General features: G+C 37.3%; 24 protein-coding genes. 16 read left to right on the forward strand and 8 right to left on the reverse strand.

Translation table 11 applies throughout. The features are described 5' to 3' along the window. Positions 1-72 precede the first annotated feature (72 nt). From DEU40_RS19290 to DEU40_RS19320, 7 genes are all read right to left on the reverse strand, one after another. Positions 73-669: a hypothetical protein gene (locus DEU40_RS19290; RefSeq protein ID WP_110011359.1), complete on the reverse strand. Its 597-nt coding sequence runs from the start codon at positions 667-669 to the stop codon at positions 73-75. Positions 670-675: 6 nt separating this feature from the next. Then, positions 676-1122: a hypothetical protein gene (locus DEU40_RS19295; protein WP_110011360.1), complete on the reverse strand. Its 447-nt coding sequence runs from the start codon at positions 1120-1122 to the stop codon at positions 676-678. Then, entirely contained in the window at positions 1113-1625 is a 513-nt protein-coding gene (locus tag DEU40_RS19300; RefSeq protein WP_110011361.1) for a DinB family protein, read from the reverse strand. Before DEU40_RS19300 ends, DEU40_RS19295 begins: the two co-directional genes overlap by 10 nt. Positions 1626-1713: 88 nt before the next feature. Continuing rightward, positions 1714-2163, reverse strand: a complete 450-nt coding sequence (locus DEU40_RS19305; protein WP_110011362.1) for a GNAT family N-acetyltransferase — start codon at positions 2161-2163, stop codon at positions 1714-1716. 67 nt (positions 2164-2230) lie between these two features. After that, a complete protein-coding gene (locus DEU40_RS19310; RefSeq protein ID WP_110011363.1) occupies positions 2231-3370 on the reverse strand; it encodes a cystathionine gamma-synthase in 1140 nt (379 codons plus the stop codon). Between the two features lie 132 nt (positions 3371-3502). Continuing rightward, a complete protein-coding gene (gene gldC, locus DEU40_RS19315) occupies positions 3503-3826 on the reverse strand; it encodes a gliding motility protein GldC (protein ID WP_002977443.1) in 324 nt (107 codons plus the stop codon). 32 nt (positions 3827-3858) lie between these two features. After that, on the reverse strand, positions 3859-4842 hold the full coding sequence (locus DEU40_RS19320; RefSeq protein ID WP_110011364.1) for a gliding motility protein GldB: 984 nt from the start codon (positions 4840-4842) through the stop codon (positions 3859-3861). 52 nt (positions 4843-4894) lie between these two features. Here DEU40_RS19320 and DEU40_RS19325 point away from each other — a divergent pair, with 52 nt between their 5' ends. From DEU40_RS19325 to DEU40_RS19350, 6 genes are all read left to right on the forward strand, one after another. Then, positions 4895-5533, forward strand: a complete 639-nt coding sequence (locus DEU40_RS19325) for a leucine-rich repeat domain-containing protein (protein ID WP_110011365.1) — start codon at positions 4895-4897, stop codon at positions 5531-5533. A gap of 10 nt (positions 5534-5543) precedes the next feature. Next, the gene (locus DEU40_RS19330; protein ID WP_110011366.1) at positions 5544-6074 is read left to right on the forward strand and encodes a GNAT family N-acetyltransferase; all 531 of its coding nucleotides are present in this window, start codon (positions 5544-5546) and stop codon (positions 6072-6074) included. Beyond that, positions 6071-6604 carry a GNAT family N-acetyltransferase gene (locus tag DEU40_RS19335; RefSeq protein ID WP_110011367.1) on the forward strand — a complete coding sequence of 178 codons (534 nt, stop codon included), beginning with the start codon at positions 6071-6073 and terminating at the stop codon, positions 6602-6604. Before DEU40_RS19330 ends, DEU40_RS19335 begins: the two co-directional genes overlap by 4 nt. A gap of 12 nt (positions 6605-6616) precedes the next feature. Then, a complete protein-coding gene (gene nadE, locus DEU40_RS19340) occupies positions 6617-7408 on the forward strand; it encodes an NAD(+) synthase (protein WP_110011368.1) in 792 nt (263 codons plus the stop codon). A gap of 52 nt (positions 7409-7460) precedes the next feature. Next, on the forward strand, positions 7461-7964 hold the full coding sequence (locus tag DEU40_RS19345; protein ID WP_110011369.1) for a ribonuclease domain-containing protein: 504 nt from the start codon (positions 7461-7463) through the stop codon (positions 7962-7964). 184 nt (positions 7965-8148) lie between these two features. Continuing rightward, positions 8149-8457 carry a barstar family protein gene (locus DEU40_RS19350; RefSeq protein WP_110011370.1) on the forward strand — a complete coding sequence of 103 codons (309 nt, stop codon included), beginning with the start codon at positions 8149-8151 and terminating at the stop codon, positions 8455-8457. Between the two features lie 276 nt (positions 8458-8733). Here DEU40_RS19350 and DEU40_RS19355 read toward each other — a convergent pair whose 3' ends face one another. Next, a complete protein-coding gene (locus tag DEU40_RS19355) occupies positions 8734-9216 on the reverse strand; it encodes a cytidine deaminase (RefSeq protein ID WP_110011371.1) in 483 nt (160 codons plus the stop codon). A 99-nt stretch (positions 9217-9315) separates the two neighbouring features. On the opposite strand from DEU40_RS19355, the gene namA reads away from it, so the two are divergent. The 10 genes from namA (at position 9316) to DEU40_RS19400 (ending at position 20541) form a co-directional block, all read left to right on the forward strand. Next, positions 9316-10368 (forward strand): NADPH dehydrogenase NamA, encoded by a 1053-nt coding sequence (gene namA, locus DEU40_RS19360; protein WP_110011372.1) that lies wholly within the window; start codon positions 9316-9318, stop codon positions 10366-10368. A 29-nt stretch (positions 10369-10397) separates the two neighbouring features. Continuing rightward, a complete protein-coding gene (locus tag DEU40_RS19365) occupies positions 10398-10676 on the forward strand; it encodes a DUF2752 domain-containing protein (RefSeq protein ID WP_110011373.1) in 279 nt (92 codons plus the stop codon). 267 nt (positions 10677-10943) lie between these two features. After that, positions 10944-11348, forward strand: coding sequence for a type VI secretion system tube protein TssD (gene tssD, locus DEU40_RS19370; protein ID WP_002977458.1), 405 nt, complete (start codon positions 10944-10946; stop codon positions 11346-11348). 147 nt (positions 11349-11495) lie between these two features. Further along, on the forward strand, positions 11496-13427 hold the full coding sequence (locus DEU40_RS19375; protein WP_110011374.1) for a type VI secretion system Vgr family protein: 1932 nt from the start codon (positions 11496-11498) through the stop codon (positions 13425-13427). Between the two features lies 1 nt (position 13428). Continuing rightward, a complete protein-coding gene (locus DEU40_RS22520) occupies positions 13429-13599 on the forward strand; it encodes a hypothetical protein (protein ID WP_156106421.1) in 171 nt (56 codons plus the stop codon). A 61-nt stretch (positions 13600-13660) separates the two neighbouring features. Then, the gene (locus DEU40_RS19380; protein WP_228406569.1) at positions 13661-14635 is read left to right on the forward strand and encodes a DUF2931 family protein; all 975 of its coding nucleotides are present in this window, start codon (positions 13661-13663) and stop codon (positions 14633-14635) included. A gap of 34 nt (positions 14636-14669) precedes the next feature. Beyond that, positions 14670-16082 (forward strand): T6SS phospholipase effector Tle1-like catalytic domain-containing protein, encoded by a 1413-nt coding sequence (locus tag DEU40_RS19385; RefSeq protein ID WP_110011376.1) that lies wholly within the window; start codon positions 14670-14672, stop codon positions 16080-16082. A gap of 54 nt (positions 16083-16136) precedes the next feature. Then, entirely contained in the window at positions 16137-17180 is a 1044-nt protein-coding gene (locus DEU40_RS19390; protein WP_110011377.1) for a hypothetical protein, read from the forward strand. Positions 17181-17209: 29 nt separating this feature from the next. Continuing rightward, positions 17210-17698 carry a DUF4280 domain-containing protein gene (locus tag DEU40_RS19395; protein WP_110011378.1) on the forward strand — a complete coding sequence of 163 codons (489 nt, stop codon included), beginning with the start codon at positions 17210-17212 and terminating at the stop codon, positions 17696-17698. Positions 17699-17709: 11 nt separating this feature from the next. Then, complete coding sequence (locus DEU40_RS19400) at positions 17710-20541, forward strand: OmpA family protein (RefSeq protein ID WP_110011379.1); 2832 nt, start codon at positions 17710-17712, stop codon at positions 20539-20541. The last annotated feature ends 2 nt before the right edge of the window (positions 20542-20543 follow it).

The raw sequence follows: 20543 nt of genomic DNA on the forward strand, positions 1-20543 counted from the left end.
TAAGAATTTCAGGCAAAAAAATGGGGTTTAAATATGATTTTTCAGCTTGATTATTATGACAAGATGCAAAGATTATAATCCATGAAAAAATGAATTAAAATAAGTTGTACGCTTAATAGGCTCAATATAATCAGGATGTAGTATTTTTTTGAAATCTTTTTTGGTAAGATGTTGTGAAATCAAGACAGGGAAATTTGATCTTGAACCTTCTTTAATTAAAGTATAAAGAATCGCATTGTTTTTAAAAAATACAATGGTTGTCTGTTCATAATCTTTACCCAAACTGTAGAGATCTGTCGGTTCATTAAGGAAAATCAGATTCCCAGAAATCTTTGAAATTCTATGATGATGTTTTTTTCCATACTCAATGATTCTGCTTTTAGCTTCTTCTTTAGGAATTTCAAACTTAATTTCTTTCAAATGTTTTTCGGTGTATTTACAATACAGCACATATACGCTACAGATGAATAAACTTATAAGAATTGCACACTCGAAGCTGTTATTAAAAGAAAAATCTACTTCTTTTAATAACAGCAGAGAAGCTCCTGCCAATGCAGAAAATCCAAAATAGATCGAGATCGTATCAAACTTATCGTATGAACTTTCTTCAAAAACTAATTTTTCAGTTTGAATACTTTCTGTGATTCTTAAATTTTTTATAGATCTCATTGCACATCAGGATGAGAATTTATGATTGATAAATTTAGATTTTATGGATAAATATAATGAGCCAGCTATTAAAAATGCAATAGAAGCTATCCACAAAAAATAACCTGTTTCCAAGCTGTATATTCTTCCCATTCTTCCATTTTCTGCAGCCAGAATTTCCTTCCAGAAAAAAAATGTTCCTGCAATTAAAAAAGCTATTGCAGCCAATATCATAGAAATTAAAAAATATTTTTTATAACAGAATACCACTGCAATAAAGAACCAAATATTAGCTGTCCATACCAGAAATTCAAATAAGCCCCCGCCTAAAAAGCTAATCGAACCTATAAGAAAAGTTTCAAATGATTTATAATCTTTAATCTCTCCCATATCTTCAACTTTAAAAGCTGTAAAACAAAAAGAAATTATGAAAATTAACAGGCTGGCAAGGGGAATTCGTTTTCTTACATCCATCCCAATTTCGATAAATACCTTTCCTCAATAATATTCAGGTGGTGATAATTGTGCCCTATAATCAGTTTTCCGATGGTTTCTACAGATATTTCATGGCCATTGGCTGTTCCTGTATTCTGTAAAGCAGAAGGTTGAAGAGTTTCTAATAAAATCTGTGAAGATTTTCTCACCAGTTTGTATTCTTCCAAAAGTGATTCAAGGGTTCTTTCACCTGCAAAAGAATTTTCTGCATATTCATCTTCATCAAATCCGGGAAGATTGTTTTTTTCTCCTCTCGCAAAAGCTAATATTCTGTATTGGAAGACTCTTTCTGTATCAGATAAATGGAGTAGAAGTTCTTTTAAAGTCCATTTTCCTTCTGCATAAGCAAAATTGGATTGTTCTTCGGTAAGGTTGGAATAAATTCCGATGGTTTTGTCTGCTGATATCTGCAGTTCACTGATCCAGTTTCCTGATGGAATCTGGTCTAAATATCTTTGGATGTATTTTTGAAAGTCGGTCATATTATTTTTTGTTTGGGTTACGGGTTACGGGATTCGGGATTCGGGGTTTTGAGATTCGGGATGGTGAGTGTAATGTATCAATTACTCATTACTCATGATTCGTCCACTCGTAGAAATTCACGGAGTCATACAGTTCAAATCCACAGGATGGATAGAGTTGATTTCCGATGTCATTACTTTTTCCTGTTTCTAAAAGAATACCACAGGCTTTTGAAGATCGACAATGTTCTTTGGATTTTTCAATTAATTCTTTAGAATATCCTTTTCCTCTGTGGTTTTTATTTACGTACAGGTCGTTCAGCAGCCAGTAACGCTGCATTCTTGTAGATGAAAATATAGGATATAGCTGTACAAAACCTGTCAGGTTACCATTTTCTTCCGTAACAAAAATTTCGGAATCTTTGTTTTCAAGTCTGTCCTGAAGAAAGGTTGTAGCAGCAGGAATATCTGATTCTTTGTGATAAAATATCCTGTACTGATCAAATAATTCTGAGAGCTGTGGTAAGTCGGAAATAGTTGCTTTCCTTGAGTTTTTCATAATATCAGTTGGTGTTATAATAAATGAGAAGGATTATCAAAACCCTTCCCATTTAATGTATTGTATGTTAAGAAAAAGCTTTCTCAAGATCTGCAATAAGATCTTCTGCATCTTCAATACCTACGCTTAAACGTACAAGGTCGTCCGTGATTCCCAGTTCAGCACGTTTTTCTGCCGGGATTGAAGCGTGAGTCATCAACGCAGGGTGGTTAGCCAAAGATTCTACGCCTCCTAAAGATTCCGCAAGGGTAAATACTCTTACTTTTTCTAAGAATTTGACAGCATCTTCTTTCTTACCGGATTTAAAAGTGAATGAAACCATTCCCCCTGATTCCTTCATCTGGGATTTTGCCAGTTCATACTGTGGGTGAGATTCCAATCCCGGATAAATTACCTTATCTACAGCTGGATGTGTCTCAAGGTACTTCGCTACAGCAAGACCATTGTCCGAATGTCTCTGCATTCTTAAGGCCAGTGTTTTAATTCCTCTCAATACAAGATAAGAATCGTGAGGACCTAAAATACCACCGCTTGCAAACTGAATAAAGTGAAGTTTTTCTCCCAGTTCGGCATCTTTAGCAATAAGAGCTCCGGCAATCACATCAGAATGGCCTCCTAAATATTTCGTTGCGGAGTGCATTACAATGTCAGCTCCCAAATCAATAGGTCTCTGGATATAAGGCGTAGCAAAAGTATTGTCTACTGCCACCAGAATATCTTTCCCTTTTGCAATTTCTACTACTGCTTTGATATCTACTAATTTCATCAAAGGGTTCGTAGGAGTTTCTACCCAGATCAGTTTTGTTTTATCTGTAATGACATCAGCAATTTTAGAAACATCGTCAAAATTTACGAATGTGAATTTCAGCTGATATTTTTCGAAAAGTCTCGTGAACATTCTGTAAGTTCCTCCGTAAAGGTCATCTACAGCAATCACTTCATCACCTGGGTTTAATAATTTCAAAACACAGTCGATGGCTGCAAGACCGGAACCGAAAGCCAGACCTCTCGCTCCGTTTTCAATACTTGCCAAAGAATCTTCCAATGCCTGTCTTGTAGGATTGGCTGCTCTTGAATATTCGTATCCGGAGTGTACTCCCGGGCTTTTCTGTGCAAACGTAGAGGTTAAAAATACAGGTACATTTACAGAACCTGTTGCAGACTCGTGGTGCTGCCCTCCGTGAATTACTTTTGTATTAAAATTCATAATTTTTTGCTTTAGGCTTAGCATTAAACAATAAAGTATATTGCTTAAGCGGATTGTTTTATTAAAATTTGCTCTAGCTGAATACAAAAAGCTTACCGCTTACTGCCTGCAGCTTACTGCAATTATATTTTTTTACTTAATAGCGGATTTTACCGCAAATTCTTCTGCAATTTCCTCCATCCACTGTGCAACATCTTCTTCTCCTGTTGCTCTCTGATACGTATTTCCTAAAGATATTAAAATCTGGTGGATAAACATCTTCATCTGGTCTACAGGCATTTCTTTGGTCCAAAGATCAATTCTTAACGCTTCTCTTGTTTTATCATCCCATACGGAAATCATGGTTGCTTTGGTATCTTGTTTTTCAATACCGCCATCCTGAGCGTTCCATGTAATATTTTCCGGTACGTGATTTTCATCAAGCTCTACATCTATCGTAATCTGAGTCTTTCTCATTTTTCTATTTTTTCTAAATTCTAAAATTTCTGTTATTTAAGTTTCGGTTTATAACCGGATTGATTAAAAATTGTGGTAGCATCCATTTTCAGGAACTCTGTTAACTTTGTTTCAGGCTTTTCCTTAAAGTATGTTTTACAGATCTGCCAGCCTGTAAAAATCCCGATTTGTGGTGAAGATTCATTGTCAATTTCTGTATAAAACTTCGAGAATGGGCCTGGGGAAATAAAACGCTCTCCCAGTCTGGGATCATCTCCGAAGATCAGATTACTTTCTACAAAATAATTCCAGATATTCGCCTCATTACTGGTTGCCCATTCATACTGCTTTTGAGTATAATTCATTTTCAGATAATCGGGAGTATCCGGAAGAAAAGCATCCTGAAGAATCATTACTTTTCCGTTCAGAATCATCTGATCAATGAATTTCTGATGATCAGGAGATTCCGTTACAATATTTTCTGCAAACAACTGTGATACTTTAGGAACAATATTCTGTGGATTCATAGATTTTTGGAAATACAATTCAAGTCCTTTGTAATTAGGATTTCCATCACCCATAAAACCGGTTACATCTATGAATAACAGATTGCCTTTTTCATCATAAAATATAGGATCCTGTACCATCTGTAGAGCAGATGAGAACAGATATACTTTTGGATTTTTAAATTGAGGAAAGTAATATTTGATATGAGAAAATAAGCTTTGAAGCTCATTTTGCAGCTTTGCCTGATCTATTTTCCCGATAGCTTCCTTGTAGATTTTTATCTCTTCAGCATCTGCTCTTCTTTTTTCGAAATCAGCATCAGAAACACTTCCCTGGAACCATGGAAATTGAGCTTTAAACTGATCCAATGGAATGTTCTGATTATAGAATTCTTTGGAAATATCTGTAATGTCAACTTTTTCGGCAGTTTGTTTGACTTCGATCTTCCATTGATTTTCAGGTTCTTTTTTGCAGGAAACAAGCCCTGCAGCTAAAACGGAAGAAAGCGCAATATATCTAAAAATCTTCATTATTTTTACATGGAATTTAAGTTTACAAAAATAAGGATTAAATACACAATTCATGATGAAAATTAAAATATTTACAGCGGGTTGTCTTATTTCCGGGCTTTCTTTTTTCTGCGGGCAAAACCTTGAATTTAAAGATAAAAACTTTGAAAATGCAGTGCTGGAAAATTTTGATATGAATAAAAACGGAATACTTGAATCTCTGGAAGCAGGTAGGGTTACCAATCTGTTCCTGGTTCAGAAAGGAATTACCTCAGCAGAAGATCTGTCACTTTTTAAAAACGTGAAAATGGTTGTTCTTGATGATAATAGAATTTCCAGCATTGTACTTAATGACCTGTCTCAGCTTGAATTATTTTCATGTACGGGATGCAAAATTTCTTCATTCAAAGCCGAAAATCTTAAAAATTTAAGTTCATTATATCTCGATAATAATTTGTTGGAAAGTATTTCGCTGATGGAGATTCCGAAAATTGATCAATTAACATTATCTTTAAATCAATTAAAAACAATACATCTGCTTCAGCTTAAAGTATTAAGAAAGCTGAATGTAGAACATAACAAGCTTCAGAAAATTGATATTTCCGGCAACCCGGCTTTACAAACCCTTAATATAATGGGAAATAAGATAAGAGAAACAGATATAAAGAAGGGTGCTAAAACTAACGTAACCATTTTTGGAGCTGAAGAATAAACTAATAATTATGATGATAGAAACAGAACGACTGATTTTAAGAAAACTCGAAGATGAAGATTTTGAACGCATATTTTTGCTGGATTCCAATCCTGAAGTTATGAAATACATTGGTGTACCGGCTTTGACGGATATCAATGAATCAAAAAAGGTCATCAGCATGATTCAGAAACAGTATGAGGAGAATGGAGTAGGAAGGCTTGGAGTGGTAGAAAAAGAGAGCGGACTTCTGATAGGATGGAGCGGCTTGAAACTGCTTACCCATGAAACCAATGGTTATAAAAATGTGCTGGAACTGGGATATCGTTTTCTGCCGGAATCATGGGGAAAAGGATATGCTGTGGAATCCGGAATAGCTTCTGTGGATTATGGTTTTAATGACCTGAATGCGGAAGTCATTTATGCCTATGCCCATTCTGAACATGATGCTTCCAATCATATTCTAAGAAAATTAGGATTTGAAAAAAACAGCGAATTTGAAGAACCTGATGGCATTTGCTTTTGGTACGAACTAAAGCGTGAAAATTACGGTAAAAAATGATAACAATACGAAAAGAAGAAAAAGAAGATCATCAAAAGGTCTTTCAGCTGACGGAAGAAGCTTTCAGAGAAATGGAATACAGTGATCATCAGGAACAGTTTCTGGTAGAAAAACTAAGACGTTCAGAAGCTTTCATCCCGGAATTATCATTGGTGGCCGAAGATGAAAAGGGTACAATTGCCGGACATATTCTGTTTACTAAAATTAAAATTGTCAATGAAGAAAAATCGTTTGATTCCCTTGCACTGGCACCCGTTTCCGTAAAACCTGAGTTCCAGAATCAGGGAATCGGAGCGAAACTGATTCTTGAGGGACATCGTATTGCGGAAGAACTGGGATATGAATCGGTGATACTGATCGGGCACGAAAAATATTATCCGCGCTTTGGTTACAAAAAAACAAGTAATTTTGGAATTTCTTTTCCATTTGATGTTCCGGAAGAAAACGGAATGGCTGTAGAATTGGTAAAAGACGGATTAAAAGATAAAAAAGGAGTGGTAAAATACCCTCATGAATTTGGAATAGACTAAAAAATATAAACAATGCAGACACAAAAAGTAATAGATCATATTGTAAGCTGGTTAAAGGATTATGCTACAAATGCTAAGGTAAACGGATATGTAATCGGGGTTTCAGGAGGAGTAGATTCCGGAGTAGTTTCTACTTTAGCAGCAATGACAGGCATGAAAACATTACTGATCGGAATGCCGATCCGCCAGAAAGCCGATCAGGTAGATCGTGCACAGGATCATATGAATGACCTTAAATCCAGATTTCCCAATGTAGAAACAATATCCGTCAATCTTACGCCGGCTTTTGAAGAGATCTATAAAACCTTCCATGTAAATGATGAGGTATACCCAAATGAGAATTTGACTTTTGCCAACACAAGAGCACGTCTCAGAATGCTTACACTTTATTATTACGGACAGCTGAACGGGCTTCTTGTTTGTGGAACAGGAAACAAAGTAGAAGATTTCGGAATTGGATTTTATACGAAATATGGAGATGGCGGGGTAGATGTTTCACCGATTGCTGATCTTTATAAAACTGAAGTATATGAACTTGCTAAAGGATTAAATCTTATCAAAAGTATTCAGGAGGCTATTCCTACAGACGGGCTTTGGGATACGGAAAGAACAGATGAGCAGCAGATTGGCGCTACGTATCCGGAACTGGAAAAAATCCAGAAAGAATATGGAACGAAAACGGCTGATGACTACGAAGGAAGAGATAAAGAAGTGTTCCTGATCTTCGACAGAATGCATAAAGCTGCCAGACATAAGATGGATCCTATCCCGGTTTGCGATATTCCTGAAGAATGGAGAGCATAACAATACTATTCATTGGTAAGCTGAATAATACATCATATAGTAAATAATAGTTATGAACGGAAAAATAAGATCTGTATTTTTTATATGTCTGGGACTCCTTTTCGGAATGTCTGTAATGTATGTCTACAGAAACTTTATTGAAAATAAGAAAGATCGGTCAGATTCTGTAAAAAAAGAAACAGTGAGTTACGGAAGTACTTCTTCCGATGGAAGTTCATCTGGTCAGGTTTCTATAGATCAGCTTACAGAAGAGAAAACGGTAATCAGCTATGTAAAGCAAAATCATAAGCTGCCGGATTATTATATCACTAAAAAAGAAGCAAGGAAACAAGGTTGGAATCCTTCTCAAGGAAATCTTTGTGATGTACTTCCCGGAAAAGCTATCGGCGGAGATCATTTCGGAAACAGAGAAGGACGTTTGCCGGATGGAGAACGATACTTTGAAGCAGATGTAAACTATCATTGTGGTGGAAGAAATGCTGACCGTATCATCTATACTCAAAATGGCGATGTATACCTTACCAAAAACCATTATAAAAGTTTTGAAAAACAATAATGCGTAAATAGCATCAGGTCATTGCTTCGTCACTTTGTTCCTCGCAATGGATAGTGCATAATTTGTATTTAAATAATGATAAGTCGTAATTTTGAAAAATAAAATATTGTATGAGTGGCTCTGAAAAGATCCGCAAAAAATGCAAGACTTTTTTAATCAATAAAAATTGGAAATTTAATTCAATATGAAGACAGTATATATAGATTTTACAGACATAGGTGACTATGAAGATTTTTACACCCAGCTAAAGGAGAAAGTTGAGCTTCCTGAGCGTTTTGGGGATAATCTTGACGCCCTTTTTGATACCATCACCGGTAGTCTGGAAATGCCGCTCCATTTAGAATTCGTCAACATGACTGTAGATCAGCTGGAGATATTCGAAGATCTTCTGACGACGCTGGAGGATGCGGAAGAAGAAGTGGATGATTTTAGTTTTACCTATTATCTCGAGCAGTATGAAGACGAAGATGACGATGTAGAATCTGAAGAATAATAAAAAAGAAAGGCTGTTCCAATACAGGAAACAGCCTTTTTTATGCTGATCCTTATTCTATAGTATTGAAATCTTTATTCTTTATCATACAAACCTAACAGGTTTTCAAAACCTGTTAGGTTTCTTATTTTATTTCACTGTAACGTTTGTTCAGGACTAGCCGATGTTAACTTTTTGCTTCACAGCCTGTAAAAGCTTCAAACTTGGACGGTGTTTAAAATATCAAGTTTACTTTAGTTAAAAATCTCATCTTTTCAATTTGCTATCTCGCTTTAGTTACAAAAACGTCGAATCAAAATAAAAAGGAAGCAGATCTTTCACTGCATGTACTTTTACAACCTCCTCATTCATGCTTGAGAAATAAAGATCGATGTTTTCATTCTGTTTGGTTTCATACTCAATTAAACTCTGGCGGCATGCTCCACACGGAGGAATTGGAGGGTTTTTCTCATGAAATTCTTTAGGTCCGCCCACAACGAAGATCTTTTTTATTTTCACATCCGGAAAGTTGGCAGCTACCCAAAAAACTGTCGTTCTTTCTGCGCACAATCCTGACGGATAGGCTGCATTCTCCTGATTGTTCCCGGAATAGATTTCTCCGTTTTCCAGTAATACGGAACATCCTACCAAAAATTGAGAATAAGGTGCATATGCATTCTCACGAGCCTCTTTGGCTCTCTCAAATAATTGTTTTTCTATATCGCTCAGCTCACTGCTATTTTTAAAATATTCGTAACCGATCTGTATGTCTTTTTTCATATATTGTCAACTAAAAAAGGGGGGTAAAATTAGTTCTTTTTAATGAAGTGGGCAATATTTATTCTTCCCCTGAAAAGTTCAATTTTTTAATGTTTAAAAATGTTATACACACCGATAAAATTCAGAAATATAGAGTTGAAAAACAGATGGGTAATGTCACCCATGTGTATGTATTCATGTGAAAACGGAGAGGCTAACGACTTCCATTTTGTACACTACGGAAGCAGATCGCAGGGCGGTACCGGTCTTTTGATGGTAGAAGCTACAGGAGTAGAACCCAAAGGAAGAATTACCAATCACTGCATGGGAATCTGGAATGATGAACAGGCAGTGAAACTGCAAAGAATCGTAGAATTTGTACACAAAAATTCAGAAAGTAAAATAGGAATCCAGCTGGCCCATGCCGGAAGAAAAGGATCAACATGGAATAATATACAGATTCCTGTGGAAGAAGGTTGGGAAACGGTGGCACCAAGTCCTATTCCTTATCACCCTACGGAAAGAATTCCGCATGTACTGAGTACAGATGAGGTAAAGGACATTGTTCATAATTTTAAAAAAGCAGCCCGAAGAGCTGTAAAAGCAGGATTTGATATCATCGAAATTCATGGAGCTCACGGATATTTGATCCATCAGTTTCTGTCGCCGCTTTCCAATATCCGAACGGATGAATATGGAGGCAGTTTTGAAAACAGAATCAGATTTCTGATCGAAATTGTAGATGCTGTTAATGAAGAACTGGACGAAAATACTGCCCTTTTTGTAAGAATTTCAGGAACGGAATATGCTGAGAATGGCTGGGATATTCAGAGTAGTGTAGCGCTGGCAAAAATTTTAAAAGAGCATTCCGTAGACCTAGTAGATGTATCCAGCGGTGGAAATATTCATGGAGCGAAAATCCCGGTTTTCGATGGTTATCAGGTTCCTTTTTCTTCGCAGGTGAGAAATGAGGCTGAAGTAAAGACAGGTGCGGTAGGATTGATTACCAGGGTAGAACAAGCCGAAGAAATCCTTCAGAAAGGGGATGCTGATCTTATTTTCATAGCACGGGAGATTCTTAGAAATCCTTATATTGCTGTTCAGGGATCTTTTGAAATGAAAGAAGACTGCTTTTTCCCGCATCAGTATACCAGAGCCAAAATCTCTTCTTAGTTACCCCAATAATCTGTAAAACCACAGAAATGAATATTGATGATTTCATGCTTACCTGCCCCAGTAAAAAATTCCTTGGGGTAGAATGTCTGGGATGTGGCGCTCAGAGAGCGATCCTGTTGGTATTTGAAGGGAAGTTTTCGGAAGCGTTTCAAATGTATCCGGCTGTATACACTTTATTATTATTCTTTTTGATCCTTGGGGTAAGTTTTATCGATAGAAAAAGAAAATACAGTAAAATTTTAATGATTATGGTGGTCGTTAACCTGATTATTATGGTAATCGGGTATATGTACAAACATTGTTAACTATTAGAATCAACGGTAACTGTTTGATTATTAGTTGATTTTGTGTTTTGATCTTCTTCGGTGTTATATAGAAAAATTTTAATAAAAAATATAATTTATTAGATTAAAATTCCTGTATTGTTTTGTTGTGTAGAATTTTAAAATGTCGTAGAACTACTACAATTTATGAAACAGTGCCTTAAAAACTTTTTAAATTAGAACATGAACTTTATCTTTGTTATATAAATCCTATAGCAGGGATCTCGTTAATGATTAAAATTTAAGAATATGGCAGGAAATTCAAGAGGAATCTTAAAATTCAATGGAGGTGAAGGTCAGAAGTTGTTAAAGCTTAACTATAGTGTGTCAAGATCTACAGATGTTTCAGGACGTGTAGCCTCTGACCCGTCAAACGCATTGATCAAAGTAACAATTGAAGCAACAGAAAAATCTGATGTTTTAGAAAGTTTATTAAACAGTAAATACAAACCGACTAGCGGAGAAATCAACTTTAATAAATCTCACGAAGAAGGAACATTGATCTCTCTGAAATGGGAAAACGGATATGTTATCCAGCATGAAGTAGACTTTGATGCCATTGATAGCAATAATATGCTGATCAGCTTTGTAGTAAGTGCTGAAAGCATCACATATGGAAATTCATCTTATGACGGACTTTGGCCGATGAGCTAAGTCTTTCATGAGCCAGAAATAAAAGACTGTCCTTACAAGACGGTCTTTTTTTACCTAGGACTATATTCTGCAGGATTTTTGTTTTTAATTTTTAAACTCTCTTTCTGTTGGATAATCGTTTAAAAAACAAATCAAATCACTAAAAATATGTCAAATACACCTGGAAACTCACAAGCGGCGTCTTTTCGTCCGACGCAGAATGCAGATGGTATTTCCGAAAACCATCACACAGGTATCAACCGTCTGGTAAAGCTTTCTCTTGTCATAGAAGGGAAAATTATCAAGTACTACAAGCATTTCAGGCTTAAACAAAGTACCAGACGACATCACGAATTTACACTGACACTGGCACACGATACTCTGGGAGACAGACAGACCCACTCACTGGAGGAAGCTAATAAATTTCTCGGAAAAAGACTTACTGCGGTTATTTCCTATAAAGATATAGATAACAGTCCGGAACGAACTTTTGTGGGAGTGATTACCGGAGTAGGATTCAGTCAGGAGCATATGAGTCTGGGAAATATTGTACTCACAGGATACAGTCCGACCATCCTTCTTGACGGGGCACCGCATATCCAGAGCTTTGGAGGAGACCAGCCGGTTAATATCGGAATTATTGCAGAAGAAGTGATCAAACAGGGGATTGATAAAAGCCGTTTTGATATCAGGGTAGATGCCAATAATTTTTCTCAGATCATCTATAGCAGCCAGTATGATGAAACCCATTATAACTATCTGGCAAGAATGGCTGAAGCCTATGGTGAGCAATTTTACTATGACGGTGAAGTTTTACATTTCGGAAAACTTCCGGCTCAGAATAAACCTATTACCCTTACGTACGGAAGCAGCGCCAACGAAATAAAGGTTGAGCTGAAAGCGGTACACACCAAACCACAATTTTACGGTTATAACAGTAATAAAAATGAAAGGCTGACTTCAGGGTCTACACCCATCAAACACGTAAGTGATCTTGCAAAAACAGCATACAGTCATAACGACACTATTTATAAGACTCCGGCTCTGCAGATTGCTCCCATTAAAGCCACTACACATCTGGATGTGGAATATTCGCAGAAAAGCGCTTCAGGAAGTGAGGCAGTAAATGTTTTTTCTGTTTCAGGAAATACAACGGTTCCTTTCCTTCACCCGGGGTGTGTAGCAGACGTCCAGATGCGTAAACAGGATTCTAATGAAACTTCATATTTCACCAGAATCATGATTACAGAATCAGAACATGAAATTGACACCATCGGTCATTATAAAGGAAGCTTCGTAGGAATAGCAGCAGATACAGGGTTTCTTCCAAAGCCGGAATACACCATTCCGAAAGCTGAGCCACAAACTGCCACCGTAATTTCCAATACGGATCCCGAAGGACAGGGAAGGATACAGGTAAGATTTGACTGGCAGACCAACGACACCACTCATTTTATCCGTATGATGAGCCCTGATGCCGGAGGAACAGATCAGATTACCCAAAACCGTGGATACGTAGCAATTCCGGAAGTGGGAGATCAGGTGATGGTTAATTTTGTGCACAGCCATCCGGACAGACCTTTTGTAATGGGGGGAATGTTCCATGGAGGCGTAGCGTTAGGAGGTGGCGTTAACAATCATCTTAAGTCTATTCAAACCAGAAGTGGAATCAGGATTCTGATGAATGACGAAGAAGGAAGTGTAACCATTCTTGATCCGAGTGGTAATACCTATTTTATGGACGGACAGGGAAATATCAGTATGAAAGCCCCTAAAAACTTTACGTTGAATGCGGGTGATAATATCAATATCACCGCAGGAAAAGAAATTTCTATAGGCGCAGGAGCAAGTATTACCAGTACCGCAAACGATAATATTGTTTCCATCGCAGGAAAAGATATGAAACTTACGGCTTCGGGAGATATTACGGAAACTTCCGACACCAGAACGGAAATGATTGAAAAAGAATTCAAAAGACAATCTGAAACCTCCAATGAAATTGCAGGGGAAATTTCCATGTTCAGTCAACTGGAAAATATGACCATGCAGAGCGGAAAGATTGTAGAATTCAACAGTGCTGAAAAATCAAAACTCTTCTGATATGGCAATCATCAAAACAGCAACTAACCTGCGCATAACAGTTAAAGATTCTTACCATCTGAGTGTAGGAAAAAAGGTTGAGAAAATAGCAAAGAAAATCAATGTGGAAGCCCATAGAGATAACCTGGTTTTAGCAAGTAACAAGAAGATTATGTCCCATGGCCATAAGTAAATATAAACTGCTGATTCTTTTTATATGGTGTTTTTCATTAACGAATTGTCAGAATAAAAAAATGGAAGAAAAATACAGTTGGCTGGGAACCGTTTCTGCCCCGGAGGAGTACCCGATGGAAGTCTATGAAGGAGCTATTGTTGCAGATGGTTTTACTTACAGTTTTGATGCCATCTGGGGAACACAGAATACAGGCTGGGGTAAAGAAGGCGGTACCATGAACGTCAATACCGAAAGTATGAGTGCGCCCCATAAACTGGAATTTACATGGTACTCTTTGGTAGAAAATAAATTCTACACCGGAAAATGGGACCTGGATAAAGAAAAGATCAAAAAACTTTTGGATGAGGGGTTTGTAGATCAGGACACAAAAAAGAAAGCCACTTACAATTCCTTTGTGGTAGGATTAGCTCCACAGGGAAGAGTTGTGCTTTGGATGAAAGGTCCGGGAAACCAGAAAGAAGTAGGTGCTTTTCAGGCTCATGATACCATTATCACCAAAGAAAAAGCATACGATAATGCTCAGTATATGTTGAATGAAGGCTTTGCAGAAAGAATGTTGAAAGATCCGTCTTATAAGACATTCAAGCCGGAAATTCGTGAGAAAATTGAAAAAGAAGGTTATCCGCCAGCAGATATTTATAACGTATACCGGGAAAAATACAGCTGGAAACCTTCCGTGATTCTCCCTGAAGGAGCCACCTGGATAGATTTTGGTTTTACCAGTTACAACGGCGAGCAGGAAAATCTTTTTGACCAGAGCTTAAAAGTGAATACGTACAAAAGCAGGGCTATACCACGATTCTGCGGTTTTTACTGGAAAGACAAAAACAACAACAGGTATGCAGTATGGATAGACGCTTTTGATGATAAAGAGATATTTGATCTGTTTCAGAAATCAGGAAAAGACAAAAATATTGATCTGACCATTAAAGTAAACGAAGACAATACAAAGGTCCTGGTCTCTTTAGAATCTGAAAAAGAAAAGCTGGCAGTTACCAAAGCAAAAATAAGGGTGTCCCAAAAGATAGAATAATAATATTCACTCAGTCAATTTAAAAACAAGAACGATGCACAACAATCAATTTGGAAGTTATACACCATCTGTATCCAAAGAGGAAGTACTGGATATTACCATTGGGATTTTTTTTGACGGAACACTGAATAATAAAACCAATACAGAGGAAAGAAAAAAGGGAACAGATGCCCATAAAAAACATGGTGGCGAAGCTAAAGACAATACCAGTTATAATAATGACTGGAGTAATGTAGCCCGCATGTGGGATAACTATGATAAAAACTTCGGAATTTATATAGAAGGTATCGGTACACTGGATAAAGAAGGAGATGCTACGCTGGGATATGCTTTCGGAACCGGAGAAACCGGGATCAGATCAAAAGTGAGAAAAGGCTGCGAAGAAATTGTAAAAAAGGTGAAAACCATTAAAGCAGAAAAGAAAGCCGATAAAATTGCTGTTCTTACTTTCGATGTATTCGGATTCAGCCGTGGAGCTGCTGCGGCCCGTAATTTTGTATACGAAATCGGAAAAGCAAAATATAAAGCCAGTTCACGCACCGTCGCAAACGAAGCTGTTTCAGTGACCACCTATTCAGATGATGATGGGAAAAATGTTGATTCCGAAGAACTTCCAAAATGGGGACATCTTGGCCTTAAGCTTGAAGAAGCAGGATTAAAGGTAGATGTTTTAAAAGTAAGATTTCTTGGAATCTACGATACCGTTTCTTCCTATTCAAAATATCTGTCACCAGTTCCCAATTTCAGCAATGATGTAGAAGAATTAAGCCTGAATGAAATTGGAAAAGCCCAGACTGTAGTTCACTTTATCGCAGCCGATGAACACAGAGAAAACTTTGACCTGACAAGGGTACATATCGGAACTGAAAAAACTTTTCCGGGTGTACACTGCGACGTGGGTGGTGCCTATGAAAACGGACAGGAAACGTGGGAAGAAGTGGAAACATCCTGGACAACCAGTTCCAAATTAGAAGCATTAAAAGCAGAACTCGTATCAGAAGGTTGGTACGAAAACGATATGCTTACCATTACCCCCGGGTTCTATTTATCATTGAGAGGTTCCCGTTATCTGCTGAAAACTTACAGCTATATTCCTCTACATTTTATGGCTGAATACGGCATTGAAAAAAATCTTCCTATCACCTTGAAAAAAATGACTGATGATAAATATTCCATTTTGAATGATCAGTTTTTAATAGGAATAAAAGACCGTCTCAGAACTTATGTGATGGGAAATGGCAAACCTTATGCCTTCAAACATTTTAAAGCGCTGCGTGATGCTTATGGTGGAAACGAAGTCCCGGAAGACCGTCAGGATGCTTATCAGAAAGAAGTAAAAGAACAGAACGATTTGAGATTCCTTCGTCTTCATTACCTTCACTGGTCAGCAAGAAGAGAAAAAATAGGTATGGATCCGAGACCGAACAGAACAAGAGTTATCCATTAGAATTAAATTTAAAAAAAATGCCATCCAAAGAAAGAAATTGAAGCAGGAACATTTATGCAGAAATATAATATACATACCGTTCAGAAAGATGAAACTTTAAAAAGTATAGCCTCGCTGTACGGGCTGGATAAAGATGCATTAAAACTCTTCCATAATAACCACTGTGCTGTGAAAGATATGATTCTGATCAATCTCAACGGGCAGAAAGAGCTTTTTGTTCCGAGAACAGCGGTTGCTGATCAAAAGAGTCTGGTTAAATTCGGAAAAGGAAACAGCCTTACTCTTCAGCCTGAAAACAAAGTTCGAAGATACAGTGTCGTTATTACCATTGAAAAAGGAGAATCGAAAAACGAATTAAAATATGAAACATCAGTTCGCTGGCTGAAAACAGAAAAAGGACATCATTTTTTTGAGATAGACAGAACATCAAAACTCTATCTCAACGAAGAAGAAGTAAATGAAATTGCAGATCTGCTGGCTTACAGAACCTCCGGGGTTTTATATCCTTTACAGATCAGTGCAGATGAACATGGAAAGTTTGAAACCGTAGAAAATGCAGAGGTCTTTTCCAAAAGATGGGCCGCTGTAAAAGAAGAACTCTATAAAGAATTTGAAGGCGAAACGGTAGACGAATACTGCGGAAAGATTGAAAAAGTGATCAGCCAGCCCGAAGCCATCAATATGTATATTAAAAATGATTATTTCATCCGCTCTTTATTTTTTGGAATATATCAGCGTTTCGGAAATGAATATAGAACTGAGATGACAGAAACCTTTCCGGTAACAGATAATGCCATTGAACCTGCATATAAACTCACACTGGAAACAGATCCGGTGAAAGGAGAAACAGGTCTGATTACCATAGAAGGATATGGAAAGTTATATGAAGAAAGAAATATTGATGATTTTATAAGAAAATCACCTTTTTCATTGATTATAGAAGATCATCCTGTGATGAATGAAGAAGGAAGTTTCAGACTCATAGGCTATCTGAAAGGAGAAACTTCACTTCCGGAATCTCTTTACCTCGAATGCAGTATCATGCTGCAGGAAGAGAAAAAGATTTCAGTATCAGTTTCAGGAATTGATGAAAACTAAATTACCATTTCACTAAAGATAAAATTAATATGGCAGAAAAACATATTGTAGTACAGGGCGCCCTATGCAAATGCCAGTTCGGACAGGTTCCGGACAAGCTGAAAGTACTTACACACCAAAAAGAATATGCCAATGATAAAAGCGCTTCCAAAAAACTGATCGTTACTACGAAAGAAATAGGAGCAGCCACATTTGAAAAAAACACATTCGGAAACTGTACCAAAATGGGAGGTCCGCCTCCACCATGCAAAATTATGGTTACAGAATGGCAGAATTTTTATGATAAAGTACAGCTCAGCAATGGCGGATATATCATTGTGGAAGACAGCAAAGCCGTGTGTGCTGTTGCCGGAACGCCATGCATCGAGATTATAGACCACGGGCAAAGAGCAGAAGCCAGCCAGCAGAACTTTAAAAATGCCGACAAAGATGTTCAGCAGCAGATCAATCCGCTGGTAGATTCCGAAGAAATGTATAACGACCAGCCTTCAGGAGGAGGGCAGGATGGTGCAATCTAAATGATAAGAAAATGGCAAAAGGCGTAAAAAAAATAAAAGTTGTAAGCGGATTGTATTACCCCAAAATGTCTGTATTAGGGCAAAGGATTACCATAAAACCGGATCAGTGGGTGCAGTTTGGTGTGGATGAATGGCTGCCGGGCACCACAGATGCCGACAAAAAGAAACCTCTTACCTGGATGAGGCAGAACAGCAGCAAAAAAATTATCATCAATCAGATCACCTCTGCTACCGGATATAAATTTTTAATTGGTAAGCAGTACTGCGGAAGCTATCAGTTTTATATTGAAGCCAGTCTTTCAGGAGTAAGAGACCCTAAAGGTAATACAGGGCTATATGTAAAAGGCTGGTGTGAACCCAAAATTGTGAGCAGCAAATGGTCTACCCAGAAGAACAGCAAAAGCATTAAAAACAATAAAAAAGTTGATTATATTTCCTATGGACATATTGTTCATCTGAACCTCGTGACAGAAGGACTCAATGGAAATACAGTCAGCATTGAATTGTGGAATCAGCAGTCCGCAAAAGCAGATAAACTAGTACATACCTATAACAATGTACAGGTAATAGACGGTGAAGTGAATCTGAAAATAGAAAACACCTTTGCCTGGATGGCCTTTGTAGACAATATCCAGAATGTAGAGGAGTTCTATGTTAAAGTAAAAGATGTTGCATCCAAAAAGTACATTAAAGACAAGCTTGGAGATGACCTTCATGCCATCTATCTGAATGTAAAAAATAAAGTAGTTACTACCAATACCAACGGAGCCCAGAACCAGACACCAACTAAAGTGTATAAGCCGGATGTAAATTCCGTCAGGCTGGAACCTTGTAAGTTTGAAGTGATCAAAATCACAGAAAGTGAAATAAAAGACGGAAAGGCTAATAATATAACCGTTAAAGTTTTTGATAATGGTAATGGTATAAAGCAAATACAGTCACCGGCGCTTCAGGAACATATTAAAAGAACCATCTTTTATAAATTCGATTCTACAGAAATTGATAAAGATGGAGTCGCCATCCTGAATAATGTACTCAAATTCCTTTTAGAACATAAAGATGCCACCATGAATCTGAGTGGCTACGCTTGTGTAATCGGAAAACAGAATTACAATAAAGGTCTTTCCCAGAGAAGAGCGGATGTTGTGAAAAAATTCTTTGCAGACGGTGGATTAGATCCAAGAAGAATCATCTCTGTGGGAAAAGGAGAAGTAGATCCTACTGACGATAAAAAAGGAAGAGATAATATAAAGTATAAAAATGAGAAAGACTACGAAAATAACCGTAGAGTAGACATCTCATTTGTATTCAATGCCCATGATGCACAAACGGTTAACTATGAAGTGACAGCACCTAGTGTATCCATGAAGAAAGATATAACGATTGATGTTACCGGTTTTCAAACCAATGAATGCTTCAGAGACAGCAAAGGGAAACATAAAAAACAGGTCCTGATGGTAGATGTAGGTCAGGCAATAGATAAAGGAGATACTGTAAAGACATTTACCACACCATCATTTAATTATGGAGTATACTCAGATCTATCACAATTCAATGCTTTTCCTATACAATATATCTGGCCGATGTGGACCACCCCCAATCAGTTCCATCTTCACGCACATTCCTGCAGGTATTTTAGCAATGAAAAGAGAACAACCGTATTAATCAAAGCTTACCCGGACATTAAATGGACACTCACTTTCTTTGTTAATCTTACCAATGAACTGAGTGTGAAATGGCAGAACCAGCCAGCGGCAAAACATAAAGACCTACAGGCTAAAGCCGGTAAAATAGGTGCTGAAAGAAGATGGAAACAAAAGGATGCTTCCTTCGGATTCAGCCTGAAAAGTGAATGGGAAAAGAACAGAAGCGGCAGTTTTCAGAAAAGTAAGGAAGTTAAAGGAGAATACGAGACAAAATTCAAAAAGCTTTATGATCTTTTCGGATCAATGGGAGCAATGTCTGACGGTATTACCAACAAAACTAAAGGACAGGTTAGAAATATAGGTTTTAAAGGTCTTCCGGTAACTTTCGCAATCAAGCCTCCCAATATTAATCTGAAAGGTGAATGGTGTTTGGAAAGAGCCAAACAGAAAAATACCGAAATAGAAAGATTAGGAACAAAGGTTGATATATCTTTTAATGCAGAACCCCTGATAGGATTAGAAGTTACAATAGACCTCCTATGTACAGCTGTAGGACTGGTGGCAGGAGCCGTGAGTGGTGGAACCGCGGCACCAGGTGCTGTAAGGTTGTATGGAGTGATCAAAGACCAGATGAATACAGGAGTTGAGTTTGGGAATGATGATTTCGGAGCTAAACTGAGTTCAGATGTTTACATTGATCTTGTTATTTCAAGTGAAATCAAAACATCAATTGGTTTTTCATTCAATACCGTAAGTGAAAAAAGTGATAAGCAAGGAAAAATAGAAGCTAAAAATACCCTTAAAATTGAATTAAAAGCAGGGGTTTGGGCAAAAGCAGAAGCCAATCTTGTCATTGTGAAAGTAGAAGGATATTTTGAAATGAGCGGAAAGGGATCAGCTTCCATTACATTCGGGCATGGTGTGAAATTTGATGATAAAGGATTAAATTACCGCCCGGAATTAGGATTTGATGGACTCAACGCTGAGTATGTGATTAAAGGAAAAGTAGGAATGTCTGCAAAAAAGAAAATACCTAGAGGTGGCAGTAAAAAACCGGCAGAACTAAAAGGAAGTTCAGAAGACGAAGGTATTATCGCAGAAGGTAAATTTAACGAAATTGTACCTAAATTTGATGTCATCAAAAGTCTTGAAGAACTTTTCGGATTCAGTGCCGATATTCCGTTAATAAGAAATTAGAT

Origin of the sequence: Chryseobacterium sp. AG844, assembly GCF_003182335.1 — a bacterium.
Taxonomy (GTDB): domain Bacteria; phylum Bacteroidota; class Bacteroidia; order Flavobacteriales; family Weeksellaceae; genus Chryseobacterium; species Chryseobacterium cupriresistens.